Source organism: Streptococcus oralis (assembly GCF_002386345.1).
Classification (GTDB): Bacteria; Bacillota; Bacilli; order Lactobacillales; family Streptococcaceae; genus Streptococcus; species Streptococcus oralis_S.
This window is the reverse complement of the sequence record NZ_CP023507.1, coordinates 1,366,432-1,381,869: the sequence shown is the minus strand read 5'-3', so window position 1 is coordinate 1,381,869 and position 15,438 is coordinate 1,366,432. Positions and strand designations below refer to the sequence as shown.

Genomic DNA, 15,438 nt, shown 5'->3' with positions numbered 1-15,438 from the left:
AATGTTTATACGGGAAAAGATGAATAAAATATCAATGAAAGGAGAAGAAGATGCAAATTTCAAGCCGATTTACAATTGCGACTCATATGATGATTATTATTGCAATGCAGGATACAGACAGTAAGGTAACTAGTGATTTTCTTGCGGCCAGTGTCGGAGTCAATCCAGTCATTATCCGTAAGACTTTATCGCAACTCAAAAAAGCTGGATTGATTTCAGTTGCTCGTGGTACGGGAGGAACTGAGATAATAAAAGACCTTCAAGAGATCAGTTTGTTGGATGTCTACCAAGCTGTGGAGTGTTTAGGAAAATCCGGTAAGCTCTTTAGTTTTCATGACAATCCAAATCCTAATTGCCCAATTGGTGCGAATATCCATGCAGTTTTGGACCAAAAGTTGTTTGATGTTCAAGCAGCTATGGAAAACCAACTGCGTCAGACAAGTCTGGCTCAGGTTGTGGCAGATGCTCAGAATAAACTGTCTAAGTAAGAGGACTAAGGTTCTCTTTTTCTATTGCCGCTCTTTTTATGAGTTGGGCAAGAAGAATTGTGGTAAAGTGTACTAGATTCTTTACGGTAAACTATAAAGAAAAATGTGAGCCTCAGTTTCAGGTTCACATTTTCTTTTTGGTCTATGGCAAAATGGCTTTTAGTTCCTTCAGGATAGTTTGCAAGGTTACGACCGCTTGTTCTCCTTGTTGCGGTTGGTAGAGTAGTTGGAAATACTTGCGAATAGTTTCTTCAAATTGCTTAGGGAGGAGTGTACAATGGGTCTTTGCGTACTCCAACATTCGTTTTTCACCAGGATGGGTTTGCTCATTGAGCGCAAATAACAAGTCAAAGTAGGAAGCAAAAAATTCACTCGTACGATGATTCATGCTGAGAAGATCTTGACGCTTGATAGCTTTTTCTATTTGATGAGAGAAGGCAGGCATGGCTTGGTCTAGCAAAAGGAACTGCCTTTCGATGATATGTTTTTTGAGTTCCTGTGGATAGGGAATCTGGTAAGTCTTTTGGAGAGAAGCATAGTGTCCATTCGGGTCGTATAGAATCTTGCTGTGGAGTAGATTATGCCACATGCAAGTTGTATAGGCATTTTGGGCTTGATGCTGAAAAACGGTTGAGTTCAATTCTTGTTCAAACGACTCCAGCGAACGATAAATCAACTCGATTTCAATACCGTTGTTTAGTACACAGTCGTCCTCTAACTCCCAAAACTGGTTTCCAATTTCCATATAGGAGCAGTATTTACTCAAAATTTTTAGACGAGTCGCCTCATCAATAGGAGAGTTGAGATAGACATAAACGTCATAATCAGAGTTTTGATCGCAGGCTTGTCCTGCACGAGAACCACCAAGAGCAATAGCTTCTACTTGTTCCAGTTGAGAGAATTCTTTGCAAAGTTCGTGGATCATGATTTTTCTCCTTGCTTTATGGTTTTAAAGTCATTTTACCAAAAAGTAAAACGTTTGCATAGCATTGAGTTGCTCTTTTTCATTTATAGCAAAAAATGTGAACCCTTGTTTCGAGTTCACATTTCGTTTTTATTCTGCAGCTTGTTGCCAACGTTTTGCTAGCTTATGAGACAGGCTAGAAATGGCAAAGTTAAAGATAAAGTAAATCAAGGCAATCAGGATATAAAGACTGAAGACCTGCTCTGGTTCGAAATAACGGCCCATGAGAATTTGGCTAGCGCCAAAGAGTTCTTGTAGAGCGATAACAGAGTAGAGAAGGCTGGTATCCTTAATCACGGTTACAAACTGAGAAATGATGGCTGGCAACATTTTGCGGATCGCTTGTGGGAGAATGATGTAGTAGAGGATTTGCGCAGAGGTGAATCCTTGCGACATTCCTGCTTCGTACTGGCCCTTGTCCACGGCATTGAGGCCGCCTCGGATAATCTCAGCCAGGGCTGCTGAGGTAAAGAGGGTAAAGGCAGTAATACCAGCTGGTGTAGACTTCATCTTAAACACCAAAAAGATGGTGAAAATCCAGAGGAGGTTGGGAACGTTACGTACAAACTCGATATAAATGCTGGAGATGATCCGTAAGACAGGATTTTTCCCATTTCTCATGACGGCTAGTACTGTTCCGATAAGGGTCGAGAGGACGATAGCAATCAGAGAAATGTAGAGGGTCAAGCCAAATCCTTTAAAGATAAAGACTAGGTTATCTGGGGTCAAAACTTCTAAAATAGATTCCATAGTAACCTCCTAAAGTGAATAGGCTTTTTTGTTGGCTTGCTCCATCTTGCGACCAAACTGGGCAACAGGGAAGCATAGGGCAAAGTAGAGAAGAGCGGCACCTAAAAAGGCTGGGATGTAGTTTCCGTTGAGAGCCGACCAAGACTTGGTCACAAACATCAAGTCTACTCCAGAGATGATGGCAACTGTAGAGGTGTTCTTGATGAGGTTGACGATTTGGTTGGTCAAAGGTGGGAGAATGATACGGAAGGCCTGAGGCAAGATAATCAAGCGCATGGCACTGATATAGGTAAAACCTTGCGACAAGGCGGCCTCCATTTGACCGCTAGGAATAGACTGAATCCCTGAACGAATAACCTCAGCGATATAGGCGCCGTGATAGAGTCCCACGCAGAGTACAGCTGTCCAATAAATCGGAATCATGATGGTGTGTTCACTGATAAGAGGCAAACCATAAAAGACAATGACAAACTGCACCAAGAGGGGAGTATTTTGGTAAAATTCGACAAAAATACGAGCCAAAACGCGCAAGACTGGGCGTTTGCTTGTTGACATGGCTCCAAAGAAGATGCCCAAAACCATGGCGAGGATAAAGGAACCAATCGCTAGGGCAAGAGTGAAGAGGAAACCATTGAAAAATTGTCCAAAATCCTGAAAATAGGCTGTCCAAGATGATAAATCTGTCATGGGGTGTCCTCCTTAATCTGCGGTATGGCTAGATGGTTTGAGCTTGTAACGGTCATAAAGTTTCTGCAAACTACCGTCCTTGCTCCATTTAGTGACCAAGGTATCAAGATAGTCGTTTAGCTCGGTATTTGATTTCTTGGTGACGATACCGTAGTCAGATGGCTTGAAACTATCATCTAGTAGTTCTGTCCGTTTACTAATGTAGCCTGACAGGATAGAGCGGTCCACGGAAAAGGCATCAATACGGTGAGCGTGAAGGGAAGTAATCAATTCTGGGTAGGAACCAAGTTCGACGAATTTAAAGGTTAGACCTTTCTTTTTACCCAGTTCAGTAATCAGGCGTTGGGTGATGGATCCTTGAGCAACCCCAATGGTTTTACCGTTTAGGTCCTCAATGCTTTTGATGTTGGCGGATTTATTGACCAAAAAACCAGAAGCGTCCGTATAGTAGGGACTGGTGAAGTTGTATAATTTTTTACGTTCATCTGTGATGGTGAAGGTTGCGATATCCATGTCGACCTGTTCGTTGTCTAGTAGTGGACCACGGGTTTGAGCGGTAACAGGAACGTAGCGAACCTTGACCTTGAGTTCGTCTGCAATCATCTTGGCCAGGTCCGTTTCGATACCAGAATAAGTCCCTGTCTTGGGATCTTTGTAACCAAAATTGGGAACGTCTTGTTTGACACCGACAACTAGTTCGCCTCTTTTTTGAATGTCTGCGACACTAGTATCAGCCTGTACTGGTTTGGAAGCAGCAAGGCCGAAAAGGCTAATCAATAATGTTGATAAAAAGAGTTTCTTTTTCATAAGCGCCTCCTTATTTGACTTTGTCACTTTCGTGGTTGATAATTTTGCTGAGGAATTGCTGGGCACGAGGTTCGCTTGGATTGTCAAAAAAGTCATCGACATCTGTCGTATCCACCAAAACTTCTCCGTCTGCCATAAAGATGATGCGGTCCGCAACCTCTCGAGCAAAGCCCATTTCGTGGGTAACGATAATCATGTTCATCCCGTCATGTGCTAGTTTCTGCATAACTGCTAGAACATCTCCGATAGTCTCAGGATCAAGAGCAGATGTTGGCTCATCAAAGAGGAGGAGTTCCGGATGCATAGCGAGTCCGCGTGCAATGGCAATCCGTTGTTTTTGCCCACCAGATAGCATAGCTGGATAGGAATCTTTCTTGTCCCACATGTTTACAAATTCCAGATATTTTTGGGCTGTTTTTTCAGCTTCTTTTTTATCAATTCCTAGAACTTTTATGGGTGCGAGTGTTACATTTTCTAACACTGTTTTGTGTGGATAAAGATTAAAATGTTGAAAAACCATGCCGACTTCCTTACGAAGAGGAACTAAATCTTTCTGACTAGCACCTGCTACTTGGTGTCCATTGACCAGGAGACTTCCTTTGTCAACAGCCTCTAAACCATTGATCGTACGGATAAGAGTGGACTTTCCAGAGCCGGAAGGTCCAAGCAGGACAACAACTTGTCCTTTTTCAAAACGGAGATTGATGTCGCGGAGTGCGTGGTAGTCTCCGTAATATTTTTCGACGTTTTTAAATTCTACTAAAGCCATGAGAGATCTCCTTTGTGTTAGATTTTATAACATGATTCTACAACAAAAGAGTGTTCTTGTCAAATCATATCTGAAAAAAATTCACTAAAATGTTATAAAAAAGCAATCTGGATAGAGAAAATGCCTAAATCATGTTATAATGAAACGATAGAATTCTTAGAAAGAGTGGATGTTTTTTTGATAACTCCTACTTATGAATGGCAGTTTGCCCCGCAGGTTGAAGATGCGGATTTTACAAAGATAGCCAAGAAGGCTGGACTGGGTCCTGAAGTGGCTCGGTTGTTATTTGAAAGAGGGATTCAGGACGAGGAAAGTCTCAAGAAGTTTTTAGAACCTTCTTTAGAGGACTTACATGATCCCTATCTGCTCCATGATATGGATAAGGCAGTAGAACGGATTCGTCAGGCCATTGAAGAAGGGGAAAACATTCTCATCTATGGAGACTACGATGCGGATGGAATGACTTCAGCTTCGATTGTTAAGGAAAGTTTGGAACAGCTTGGCGCTGAGTGCCGTGTTTATCTACCCAATCGCTTTACCGATGGCTATGGTCCCAATGCCAGTGTCTATAAATATTTTATCGAGCAAGAGGGAATTTCCTTGATTGTGACAGTGGATAATGGGGTTGCAGGTCACGAAGCCATTGAATTGGCTCAGACTATGGGTGTGGATGTCATTGTGACCGATCACCATTCCATGCCGGAAACCCTTCCTGATGCCTATGCGATTGTTCACCCTGAGCATCCAGATGCGGATTATCCCTTCAAATATTTGGCCGGATGCGGAGTGGCTTTCAAGCTAGCTTGCGCTCTTTTAGAAGAAGTGCAAGTGGAATTGCTTGATTTGGTTGCTATCGGTACCATTGCAGATATGGTGAGTTTGACAGATGAAAACCGTATTTTGGTTCAATATGGTCTGGAAATGCTGGGGCATACTCAGCGTATTGGTCTACAAGAAATGCTGGATATGGCTGGGATTGCTGCGAATGAAGTTACAGAAGAAACGGTTGGCTTTCAGATTGCCCCTCGTTTAAATGCCTTGGGGCGTTTAGATGATCCTAATCCAGCTATTGATTTGTTGACTGGGTTTGACGACGAGGAAGCACATGAGATTGCCCTCATGATTCACCAGAAAAATGAAGAACGTAAGGAGATCGTTCAGTCAATCTATGAAGAAGCTAAGACCATGGTAGATCCTGAGAAGAAGGTCCAGATTTTGGCCAAGGAAGGCTGGAATCCTGGGGTTCTGGGTATCGTTGCTGGTCGTTTGTTGGAAGAACTAGGGCAGACAGTCATCGTTCTTAGTATAGAAGAAGATCGTGCCAAGGGCAGTGCTCGTAGTGTGGAAGCGGTCGATATTTTTGAAGCTCTGGATCCCCATCGAGACCTCTTTATCGCCTTTGGCGGCCATGCTGGTGCAGCTGGAATGACGCTGGAAGTGGAGAAGCTTCCAGATTTATCTCAAGTCTTGGAAGACTATGTCCGTGAAAAAGGTGCAGATGCTGTTGGCAAGAACAAGTTAAATCTAGATGAAGAGTTGGACTTGGAGACCCTTAGTTTAGAAACGGTTAAAAGTTTTGAACGTTTGGCACCTTTTGGAATGGACAATCAGAAACCTGTCTTTTATATCAAGGATTTTCATGTCGAAAGTGCTCGTACCATGGGAGCAGGAAATGTCCACCTAAAACTAAAAATTTCCAAGGGTGAGGCGAGTTTTGAAGTGGTGGCCTTTGGACAAGGTAGATGGGCAACAGAGTTTGCTCAAACCAAGAATCTAGAATTGGCAGTCACCTTGTCTGTCAACCAATGGAATGGGCAAACTGCCCTCCAGTTGATGATGGTGGATGCGCGTGTGGAGGGTGTTCAACTCTTTAACATTCGTGGGAAGAATGCAGTCTTGCCAGAAGGGGTTCCAGTCTTGGACTTTGCTGGAGAATTACCAGAATTAGCGACCAGTGATGCTGTGGTTGTGAAAACCATTCCTGAAGATATTACCTTGCTGAAGGCCATTTTTCAGGAACAGGATTTCTCTGCTGTCTATTTCAAAAATGACATCGATAAGGCCTACTATCTGACAGGTTACGGGACTAGAGAACAGTTTGCAAAATTGTACAAGACCATTTACCAGTTTCCAGAGTTTGATATTCGCTACAAGCTGAAAGATTTGGCGGCTTATCTCAATATCCAACAAATCTTGCTGGTCAAGATGATCCAAGTATTTGAAGAGCTGGGCTTTGTTACGATCAAAGATGGTGTCATGACAGTCAATAAAGAAGCGCCAAAAAGGGAAATTGGTGAAAGTCAGATTTACCAAAATCTCAAACAGATTGTTAAAGACCAAGAAATGATGGCGCTGGGGACAGTTCAAGAAATTTATGATTTTTTAATGGAGTAATAGATGGAAAGGGACTGAGATGACCTATCTCGGTCTCTTTTTGACGGATAAATGCTTGATGTGGGAGTGGTTGATTGGATAGTCTTTTGGATGGTTTGCTGATGTAAAGGTTGGGGAAATGATTCATTTTTTTTATTCTCTTCTATCACTTTATACGATGTCTGCTTTTAAACCTTATGTAGTAAAAGTATAAATTTTTGTAACATGACTAAAATATAACTCTAAACGAACTGACATGTAAATCAAGTATGATTTTCTTATCAAGAAAATATAAGGGGAAAATAGTTATGAAAAAAACAGTTACGAAACTGACTCTTGGTTTGACTTCTACCGCTATTTTGGCTACAGTTGGGGCTCAAACTGTTCATGCGAACTCTTACGTTGTCCAAGACGGTGATTCATTTTATGCCATTGCAACTGCAAACGGCATGGATCCGCATGAGTTGGCAGCTTTGAATGGAAAAACCATCTTTGACACTATCCACCCAGGCGATGTATTGGAAGTAAGTGGTTCCGCTCAGGCTAGCTCTACCTACAGTGCTCCAGCTAGCACTGCGAATGTGGTATCAGATACAGAGGATGTTGTCGAAAAGACTCCGACAAACTATGGAAACTCTTATCCTGTTGGTCAGTGTACATGGGGTGTGAAAGAATTGGCTCCTTGGGCTAGCAACTGGTGGGGAAATGCCAACACGTGGGCAATCTACGCGAGCGCTCAAGGTTATAAGACAGGAAGTGTTCCAGTAGTAGGAGCAATCGCCGTTTGGGATGGTGGTGAATATGGACACGTTGCTTATGTAACAGATGTTCAAAGTGAAAACTCTATCCAGGTATTGGAAGCAAACTACAGACGTCAAAAGCAGATTGCGAATTATCGTGGCTTCTTTAATCCTCATGAATTTTTAGGTAACGTAACTTATATCTATCCAAACTAAAGATGATAAAAAGATTTAGAATTTCTAAGTCTTTTTTCTTTTTGAAGAAATTTCCTATCGTTAACCTCCATCTTAATGGCTAATTGCTGAAATTTTTAGATTCTGTAGCGAACAGGAAATTTTCGCTTTTGGATGTAGATAAACCATGTCTTTGTAGAAAATAGTTCTCAAGTCGAGAGGTAAAAGCAAGTTTTTTGAACTAAAAGAAAAATTTAGAGTTCGAGAAAGGTATCTGAAATCAAATTGATTCAGAAAATCCGTATTTTTGATGGTACAATCGTTCTATTATCTTCGATGAAGCCTCCAAAAGAGAAGTCAAAGTAAAAGAATTCGATTCACAGTAGTGACTAATCTCTAGTTAAAAACCGATCTTCGTTTTGAAAATAATCAAAAAAATGGTATAATGGTAGGAAAAGATTCGGCTGAAAGTTTTAGAACTTTTAGAATAAGAGGGTAAATTCGCCCTATAATCAAGATAAATGAATTTTCGGAGGAAAAATGAGTAATATTAGTTTAACAACACTAGGTGGTGTACGAGAAAATGGGAAAAATATGTACATCGCTGAGATTGACAATTCAATTTTTGTTTTGGATGCAGGGCTTAAATACCCTGAAAATGAACAACTAGGGGTTGATGTCGTCATTCCAAATATGGACTACCTTTTTGAAAATAGCAATCGTATCGCAGGGGTCTTTTTGACCCACGGACATGCGGATGCCATTGGTGCCCTGCCTTATCTTTTGGCAGAGGCTAAGGTGCCTGTGTTTGGTTCTGAGTTGACCATTGAGTTGGCCAAACTCTTTGTTAAAGGAAATGATACGGTTAAGAAATTCAATGACTTCCATGTGATTGATGAAGATACGGAGATCGACTTTGGAGGGACTGTGGTTTCCTTCTTCCGTACAACCCACTCCATCCCAGAAAGTTTGGGAATAGTCCTGAAAACAGCTGAAGGTAGCATTGTTTACACAGGGGACTTCAAGTTTGACCAGACAGCTAGCGAATCCTATGCGACGGATTTTGCTCGTTTGGCAGAAATCGGTCGTGATGGTGTCTTGGCGCTCCTCAGTGATTCAGCCAATGCAGACAGCAATATCCAGGTGGCGAGTGAGAGTGAAGTTGGAGATGAAATTACCCAGACCATTGCAGACTGGGAAGGTCGTATCATCGTTGCAGCAGTTGCCAGCAACCTCTCTCGTATCCAGCAGGTTTTTGATGCTGCAGCAGATACAGGTCGCCGAGTTGTTTTGACTGGATTTGATATTGAAAATATCGTCCGCACTGCGATTCGACTCAAAAAATTATCTCTAGCTAATGAAAGTCTCTTGATTAAACCAAAAGAAATGTCTCGTTTTGAAGACCATGAGTTGATTATCCTTGAGACGGGCCGTATGGGTGAGCCTATTAATGGACTTCGCAAGATGTCCATTGGACGCCACCGCTATGTGGAAATCAAAGATGGGGACTTGGTTTATATCGTAACGACTCCATCTATCGCCAAAGAAGCCGTCATGGCGCGTGTTGAAAACATGATCTACCAAGCTGGTGGTGTGGTGAAACTCATTACCCAAAGCTTGCGAGTATCCGGACACGGGAATGCGCGTGATTTGCAGTTGATGATCAATCTTTTGCAACCAAATTACCTCTTCCCTATCCAAGGGGAGTACCGTGAGTTGGATGCGCATGCCAAGGCTGCCATGGCAGTTGGGATGTTGCCGGAACGCATTTTCATCCCTAAAAAGGGAACGACCATGTCTTATGAACATGGAGACTTTGTTCCAGCTGGAGCAGTTTCTGCAGGGGATGTCTTGATTGACGGAAATGCCATCGGGGATGTTGGAAATGTCGTCCTTCGTGACCGTAAGGTCTTGTCTGAGGATGGGATCTTTATCGTGGCAATCACTGTCAACCGTCGTGAGAAAAAAATTGTGGCCAAGGCCCGTGTTCATACGCGTGGATTTGTTTACCTCAAGAAGAGCCGTGATATTCTCCGTGAAAGTTCAGAATTGATTAACCAAACGGTAGAAGAGTATCTTCAAGGTGATGACTTTGACTGGGCAGATCTCAAAGGCAAGGTTCGCGATAATCTGACCAAGTACCTCTTTGATCAAACCAAGCGTCGCCCGGCAATCTTGCCAGTCGTGATGGAAGCAAAATAATAAGTAGCATACCTACAGAAAAAGTCGAAATTCGGCTTTTTCTTATAGAATAGTAAAAGGAGACAACCATGGCAGTTATGAATATTGAGTATTACTCAGAAGTTTTGGATATGGAGTGGGGCGTTACCGTACTCTATCCAGATGCTAGTCGGGTGACTGAACCAGATTGCACAGATATTCCTGTTCTTTACCTTTTGCACGGAATGTCAGGAAACCAAAATAGCTGGCTCAAACGTACCAATGTCGAGCGCTTGTTGCGTGGAACCAATCTCATTGTTATCATGCCCAATACAAATAATGGCTGGTACACAGATACTCAGTATGGCTATAACTACTATACTGCTCTAGCAGAAGAACTCCCCCAAGTCATGAAACGTTTCTTCCCCAATATGACCAGCAAGCGAGAAAAGACCTTTATAGCTGGTCTTTCCATGGGTGGTTACGGCTCCTTCAAACTCGCTCTGTCAACAAATCGTTTTTCTCATGCGGCTAGTTTTTCTGGTGCGCTCAGTTTTCAGGATTTTTCTCCTGAAAGTCAGGATCTGGGGTCACTTGCCTACTGGAGAGGAGTTTTTGGAGAGATTAAAGACTGGACATCTAGTCCTCATTCGCTTGAAAGCATGGCTGCAAAATCCGATAAAAAGACCAAACTATGGGCTTGGTGTGGGGAACAAGACTATCTTTACTCAGCCAATAACCTCGCAGTGAAAAACCTCAAAAAACTAGGTTTTGAGGTGACCTATAGTCATAGTCCAGGTAAGCACGAGTGGTACTACTGGGAAAAACAATTGGAGCGTTTTTTAGCTACTCTACCAATTGACTTTGTTTTGGAAGAGCGCTTATCTTAGTTTTAGGTTTCTTTCAGTTTTATTCAGTAAAATAGAGAATCTATCTTGGTCAAGGAGAATGTGATTTCAAGATAGGTTCTTATTTTTATGAAAGGTGGGACGTCATGTTCTGGATTATTCGATTATTCTTCCGATTTCTTTTGGGAATTTGGCGTTTCTTCTGGCGTCTGGTTTGGACTGTAGTTATTCTACTGCTCATTGCTTTTGGAGTGGTTTGGTATCTGACAGGTGATTTTCATTCTGCGGTCAATCAGGTTGAAAAAATGAGTAAGATTGGTCAAGGTGGCTGGAATCAATGGAAGGAGACGGGAACGCTGGAAGTCTTGTCTCAGACAGACAGTCACCAACATGCAGAAGGCAAGTGGGCTCAGGCCTCAGCTCGCATCTATATTGAACCTCAAATGGATGAGACCTTCCAAGGTGCCTATGCAGAAGCCATAAAAAACTGGAATCAAACGGGAGCCTTTACCTTTGAGGTGGTTGCGGATCCTAGCCAGGCAGATATTGTGGCAAGTGAGATGAATGATGGATCGACCGCTGTAGCTGGTCAAGCCGAGAGTCAAACCAATTTGTTAACCAAACAATTTATATCTGTAACGGTTCGCCTGAATCACTATTATCTATCCAATCCAAACTATGGTTATTCTTATGAACGGATCGTGCACACGGCGGAGCACGAGCTGGGGCATGCCATCGGATTGGATCATACCAACGAAATTTCTGTCATGCAGCCAGCAGGTTCCTATTATGGGATTCAGCCTCAGGATGTGAAGGCTGTTCAAGAGCTCTATACCAGTAGCGACTAGATAAAGTCGGTGAAATCTTAAAAGAAATCAAAGCTTCTCCAACAAGTGATTGGTGGGGCTTTTTGTTCGTCCTGTTACGGCCTTTTTGCTATAATGGAACTATGAACAACTTGATCAAATCAAAACTGGAGCTCTTGCCGACTAGCCCTGGTTGTTACATTCACAAAGATAAAAACGGCACTATCATTTATGTAGGAAAGGCTAAAAATCTGCGCAACCGCGTGCGGTCCTATTTCCGTGGCAGTCATGATACCAAGACAGAGGCTCTGGTATCTGAGATTGTGGATTTTGAATTTATCGTTACTGAGTCTAATATTGAGGCGCTTCTCTTAGAAATCAACCTGATCAAGGAGAATAAGCCTAAATACAATATCATGCTCAAGGACGACAAGTCTTATCCTTTCATCAAAATCACAAATGAGCGCTATCCTCGTTTGATTATCACCCGTCAGGTCAAGAAGGACGGCGGTCTTTACTTTGGTCCCTATCCAGATGTGGGGGCAGCCAATGAAATCAAGCGACTACTGGACCGGATTTTTCCTTTTCGGAAATGTACCAACCCGCCTTCAAAGGTTTGTTTTTACTACCATATTGGCCAGTGTATGGCCCATACCATCTGTAAAAAAGATGAGTCCTATTTTAAGTCCATGGCTCAGGAGGTTTCTGACTTCTTAAAAGGGCAGGATGACAAAATCATCGATGATCTTAAGGGTAAAATGGCAGTGGCAGCGCAAAGTATGGAGTTTGAACGTGCGGCAGAATACCGCGATTTGATTCAGGCAATAGGCACTCTAAGGACTAAGCAGCGGGTCATGGCCAAAGATTTGCAAAATCGGGACGTCTTTGGTTACTATGTGGATAAGGGCTGGATGTGTGTTCAGGTTTTCTTTGTCCGTCAGGGAAAACTCATCGAGCGGGATGTCAATCTTTTCCCTTATTACAACGATCCGGATGAGGACTTCTTGACCTATGTGGGACAATTCTATCAAGAAAAATCTCACCTGGTTCCCAATGAAGTATTGATTCCGCAGGATATTGACGAAGAAGCTGTCAAGGCCTTGGTGGATACCAAGATTCTCAAACCTCAGCGTGGTGAGAAAAAACAATTGGTCAATTTAGCTATAAAGAATGCCCGTGTTAGTCTGGAGCAGAAGTTCAATCTGCTAGAAAAATCAGTCGAAAAGACCCAAGGAGCTATTGAAAATCTGGGACGCTTGCTCCAAATCCCGACCCCAGTCCGTATCGAGTCCTTTGATAACTCTAATATCATGGGAACCAGTCCTGTTTCAGCCATGGTGGTCTTTGTCAATGGCAAACCGAGTAAAAAAGACTACCGAAAGTACAAGATAAAAACGGTTGTTGGACCAGACGATTATGCCAGTATGCGAGAGGTTATTCGCAGACGTTATGGTCGAGTACAACGAGAAGGTTTAACCCCGCCAGATTTGATTGTCATTGATGGGGGGCAAGGTCAAGTCAATATCGCTAAGCAAGTTATTCAAGAAGAGCTAGGTTTGGATATCCCAATTGCAGGTCTGCAAAAGAATGACAAGCACCAAACCCATGAATTGCTCTTCGGAGATCCACTGGAAGTGGTGGAGTTGTCTCGCAATTCTCAGGAATTTTTCCTGCTTCAACGCATCCAAGATGAGGTGCACCGCTTTGCTATCACCTTCCACCGTCAACTGCGCTCAAAAAATTCCTTTTCTTCACAACTGGATGGGATTGACGGTCTGGGACCTAAACGCAAACAGAATCTCATGAAGCATTTTAAATCTCTCACTAAAATCAAGGAAGCTAGTGTGGATGAAATTGTCGAAGTGGGTGTGCCAAGAGCAGTCGCAGAAGATGTGAAAAGAAAGTTGAACCCTCAGGAAGAAGTGGAATTGGCTCAAGTGGCGGAAGAAAGAGTGGACTACCAAACAAAAGGAGATTATGATGAACCATAAAATCGCAATTTTATCAGATATTCATGGAAATGTGACTGCCTTAGAAGCAGTGATTGCAGATGCTAAAGCACAAGGAGTCAGTGAATACTGGCTCATGGGAGACATTTTTCTCCCTGGTCCAGGTGCAAATGACTTGGTCGCTCTGTTAAAGGAACTTCCTATCACTGCAAGTGTTCGAGGCAATTGGGATGATTGTGTCCTTGAGGCTTTAGATGGGCAATATGGCTTGGAAGACCCACAGGAAGTCCAGCTCATGCGATTGACCCAGTTTTTGATGGAGCGAATGGATCCTGAAACGATTGACTGGCTACGAAGCTTACCTTTGCTAGAAAAGAAAGAAGTTGAGGGGCTGCGCTTTTCTCTTTCTCATAATTTGCCTGAAAAAAACTATGGTGGGGATCTGTCTGTTGGGAATGATACAGAGAAATTTGACCAACTCCTAGATGAGGAAACGGACGTGGCAATCTATGGTCATGTCCACAAGCAGTTGCTTCGTTATGGAAGTCAAGGGCAACAAATCATCAATCCAGGTACGATTGGCATGCCCTATTTTGATTGGGAAAAGTTAAAAAATCACCGTGCCCAGTATGCTGTGATAGAAGTGGAAAATGGGGAATTGGTAAATATTCTATTCCGAAAAGTTTCCTATGATTATGAAGCAGAGTTAGAATTGGCCAAGTCCAAGGGGCTTCCTTTTATCGAAATGTATGAAGAACTACGTCGAGATGACAACTATCGGGGGCACAATCTGGAACTCTTAGCTAGTTTAATTGAAAAGCATGGGTATGTGGAGGATGTGAAGAAATTTTTGGAGACTATAAAGTCAGAATATAAGGTAGACTAGTTTCTTTAAATCCCTGAAAATTAGTTGGAACTGGATGAGGGGTTCCCTGATTTAAAAGATGGACTTCGTTTGGTTACTCATCCTTGTTCCAATTTCTTTCTATGAAAAATCTCTGTAAGCTCTTTCAAAATATGGTAGAATGGATGCAGTAGAATTAGAAAAGGAAATCGTAAGTGAACTATGCTAAACTTGAATTCAATGCACAAGACCATAGTGGCTATTGGTCCTATATTATAAGGTAATTAAGACCAAGTTGCTTTATAGAATGATATAAGGAGGTGTGTTAATGAATAAGCGTAAAAAATGGGGTATTATTGCTTTAGTAATCTGTATTATAGGAGGAGTTATAATGTTTAGTTTGAATCATCCAAAAGAAAAAACATTGGAAGAGAAAATGAGAATCGAACAGGATAGGGTAGCAAAGTTTTTAGTTAGTAACTATGATTTAGCTGATGGACAAAAGATTGAGAGAGTGAAGTTTGTTGAATTTCAAAAAAATGAAAGCACCGGGAGTTGGAGGATTACTGCTAAAGTAAATAATCAATATGATATATCTGTCAAAATAGATTCTTTAAATGAGAATGGGAAAATAAGAAGTTCTAATTATTCACCAACAGAATTCATAAAGAGAGAACACAAAGAAGAAGCTGGGTATGATATAGCAGTAAAAATTATCTACTTAGAGGAGAGATAACTATATGGTTACAGAAGAAGATTATAGATATATAGTAGATGATGTTTACGATGTTGACACTGGTAAGGTGAGTAATCCTATTCAGGAGGGACGATTAGTTGCAAACGATCGGTTTAAAGTAATCTCTAAACCCATAGATAACACCTCCAACGGTATGCAGGCGATGGCAGTTGCTCCTGTGGATAAAAATGGGAATGTGGATTATAGCCATGTAGTGATTGCCTATGCAGGGACGAATAAAGATGACATAAAGGATCTTGGTACGGATGTACAGTCTTTATGGCTTGGGAGGGAAAAACTACAGTCTCGTTCAGGACTAAATTCTGCGAAGTAGTAGATTCTC

General features: G+C 42.1%; 15 protein-coding genes. 10 read left to right on the top strand and 5 right to left on the bottom strand.

The annotated features are described in order from the left end of the window. Window positions 1-50: 50 nt before the first annotated feature. Entirely contained in the window at window positions 51-488 is a 438-nt protein-coding gene (locus CO686_RS06895; protein WP_001167390.1) for an Rrf2 family transcriptional regulator, read from the top strand. A 142-nt stretch (window positions 489-630) separates the two neighbouring features. Here CO686_RS06895 and CO686_RS06890 read toward each other — a convergent pair whose 3' ends face one another. The 5 genes from CO686_RS06890 to CO686_RS06870 form a co-directional block, all read right to left on the bottom strand. Then, a complete protein-coding gene (locus tag CO686_RS06890) occupies window positions 631-1,413 on the bottom strand; it encodes a DUF4037 domain-containing protein (RefSeq protein ID WP_049549739.1) in 783 nt (260 codons plus the stop codon). A 129-nt stretch (window positions 1,414-1,542) separates the two neighbouring features. After that, a complete protein-coding gene (locus CO686_RS06885; RefSeq protein ID WP_000443890.1) occupies window positions 1,543-2,202 on the bottom strand; it encodes an amino acid ABC transporter permease in 660 nt (219 codons plus the stop codon). Window positions 2,203-2,211: 9 nt separating this feature from the next. Beyond that, window positions 2,212-2,889 (bottom strand): amino acid ABC transporter permease, encoded by a 678-nt coding sequence (locus CO686_RS06880; RefSeq protein WP_049549738.1) that lies wholly within the window; start codon window positions 2,887-2,889, stop codon window positions 2,212-2,214. Window positions 2,890-2,901: 12 nt separating this feature from the next. Beyond that, window positions 2,902-3,696 (bottom strand): transporter substrate-binding domain-containing protein, encoded by a 795-nt coding sequence (locus CO686_RS06875; protein WP_080979096.1) that lies wholly within the window; start codon window positions 3,694-3,696, stop codon window positions 2,902-2,904. Window positions 3,697-3,706: 10 nt separating this feature from the next. Next, window positions 3,707-4,465, bottom strand: coding sequence for an amino acid ABC transporter ATP-binding protein (locus tag CO686_RS06870; protein ID WP_001229587.1), 759 nt, complete (start codon window positions 4,463-4,465; stop codon window positions 3,707-3,709). Window positions 4,466-4,642: 177 nt separating this feature from the next. On the opposite strand from CO686_RS06870, the gene recJ reads away from it, so the two are divergent. The 9 genes from recJ (at window position 4,643) to CO686_RS06825 (ending at window position 15,429) form a co-directional block, all read left to right on the top strand. Further along, on the top strand, window positions 4,643-6,859 hold the full coding sequence (gene recJ / locus CO686_RS06865) for a single-stranded-DNA-specific exonuclease RecJ (protein ID WP_049549745.1): 2,217 nt from the start codon (window positions 4,643-4,645) through the stop codon (window positions 6,857-6,859). A gap of 287 nt (window positions 6,860-7,146) precedes the next feature. Continuing rightward, window positions 7,147-7,794 (top strand): COG3942 and LysM peptidoglycan-binding domain-containing protein, encoded by a 648-nt coding sequence (locus CO686_RS06860; RefSeq protein ID WP_000754477.1) that lies wholly within the window; start codon window positions 7,147-7,149, stop codon window positions 7,792-7,794. Between the two features lie 498 nt (window positions 7,795-8,292). Continuing rightward, on the top strand, window positions 8,293-9,954 hold the full coding sequence (locus tag CO686_RS06855) for a ribonuclease J (protein WP_000065622.1): 1,662 nt from the start codon (window positions 8,293-8,295) through the stop codon (window positions 9,952-9,954). Window positions 9,955-10,022: 68 nt separating this feature from the next. Beyond that, window positions 10,023-10,802 (top strand): alpha/beta hydrolase, encoded by a 780-nt coding sequence (locus CO686_RS06850; RefSeq protein ID WP_096753647.1) that lies wholly within the window; start codon window positions 10,023-10,025, stop codon window positions 10,800-10,802. A gap of 104 nt (window positions 10,803-10,906) precedes the next feature. After that, entirely contained in the window at window positions 10,907-11,608 is a 702-nt protein-coding gene (locus CO686_RS06845) for a M57 family metalloprotease (protein WP_049501474.1), read from the top strand. Window positions 11,609-11,709: 101 nt separating this feature from the next. Beyond that, a complete protein-coding gene (gene uvrC / locus CO686_RS06840; RefSeq protein WP_049501473.1) occupies window positions 11,710-13,557 on the top strand; it encodes an excinuclease ABC subunit UvrC in 1,848 nt (615 codons plus the stop codon). Continuing rightward, the gene (locus tag CO686_RS06835) at window positions 13,547-14,401 is read left to right on the top strand and encodes a metallophosphoesterase family protein (protein ID WP_049479636.1); all 855 of its coding nucleotides are present in this window, start codon (window positions 13,547-13,549) and stop codon (window positions 14,399-14,401) included. Before uvrC ends, CO686_RS06835 begins: the two co-directional genes overlap by 11 nt. 286 nt (window positions 14,402-14,687) lie before the next feature. Beyond that, a complete protein-coding gene (locus CO686_RS06830) occupies window positions 14,688-15,095 on the top strand; it encodes a hypothetical protein (RefSeq protein WP_049479165.1) in 408 nt (135 codons plus the stop codon). Window positions 15,096-15,099: 4 nt separating this feature from the next. Further along, window positions 15,100-15,429: a hypothetical protein gene (locus CO686_RS06825; protein ID WP_053091096.1), complete on the top strand. Its 330-nt coding sequence runs from the start codon at window positions 15,100-15,102 to the stop codon at window positions 15,427-15,429. Window positions 15,430-15,438 lie beyond the last annotated feature (9 nt).

What these genes read in the sequence shown, in the direction of transcription:
- CO686_RS06895 (WP_001167390.1), top strand. Translation starts at nt 51, where the DNA reads ATGCAAATTTCAAGCCGATTTACAATTGCGACTCATATGATGATTATT.
- CO686_RS06890 (WP_049549739.1), bottom strand. Translation starts at nt 1,413, where the DNA reads ATGATCCACGAACTTTGCAAAGAATTCTCTCAACTGGAACAAGTAGAA.
- CO686_RS06885 (WP_000443890.1), bottom strand. Translation starts at nt 2,202, where the DNA reads ATGGAATCTATTTTAGAAGTTTTGACCCCAGATAACCTAGTCTTTATC.
- CO686_RS06880 (WP_049549738.1), bottom strand. Translation starts at nt 2,889, where the DNA reads ATGACAGATTTATCATCTTGGACAGCCTATTTTCAGGATTTTGGACAA.
- CO686_RS06875 (WP_080979096.1), bottom strand. Translation starts at nt 3,696, where the DNA reads ATGAAAAAGAAACTCTTTTTATCAACATTATTGATTAGCCTTTTCGGC.
- CO686_RS06870 (WP_001229587.1), bottom strand. Translation starts at nt 4,465, where the DNA reads ATGGCTTTAGTAGAATTTAAAAACGTCGAAAAATATTACGGAGACTAC.
- CO686_RS06860 (WP_000754477.1), top strand. Translation starts at nt 7,147, where the DNA reads ATGAAAAAAACAGTTACGAAACTGACTCTTGGTTTGACTTCTACCGCT.
- CO686_RS06855 (WP_000065622.1), top strand. Translation starts at nt 8,293, where the DNA reads ATGAGTAATATTAGTTTAACAACACTAGGTGGTGTACGAGAAAATGGG.
- CO686_RS06850 (WP_096753647.1), top strand. Translation starts at nt 10,023, where the DNA reads ATGGCAGTTATGAATATTGAGTATTACTCAGAAGTTTTGGATATGGAG.
- CO686_RS06845 (WP_049501474.1), top strand. Translation starts at nt 10,907, where the DNA reads ATGTTCTGGATTATTCGATTATTCTTCCGATTTCTTTTGGGAATTTGG.
- uvrC (WP_049501473.1), top strand. Translation starts at nt 11,710, where the DNA reads ATGAACAACTTGATCAAATCAAAACTGGAGCTCTTGCCGACTAGCCCT.
- CO686_RS06835 (WP_049479636.1), top strand. Translation starts at nt 13,547, where the DNA reads ATGAACCATAAAATCGCAATTTTATCAGATATTCATGGAAATGTGACT.
- CO686_RS06830 (WP_049479165.1), top strand. Translation starts at nt 14,688, where the DNA reads ATGAATAAGCGTAAAAAATGGGGTATTATTGCTTTAGTAATCTGTATT.
- CO686_RS06825 (WP_053091096.1), top strand. Translation starts at nt 15,100, where the DNA reads ATGGTTACAGAAGAAGATTATAGATATATAGTAGATGATGTTTACGAT.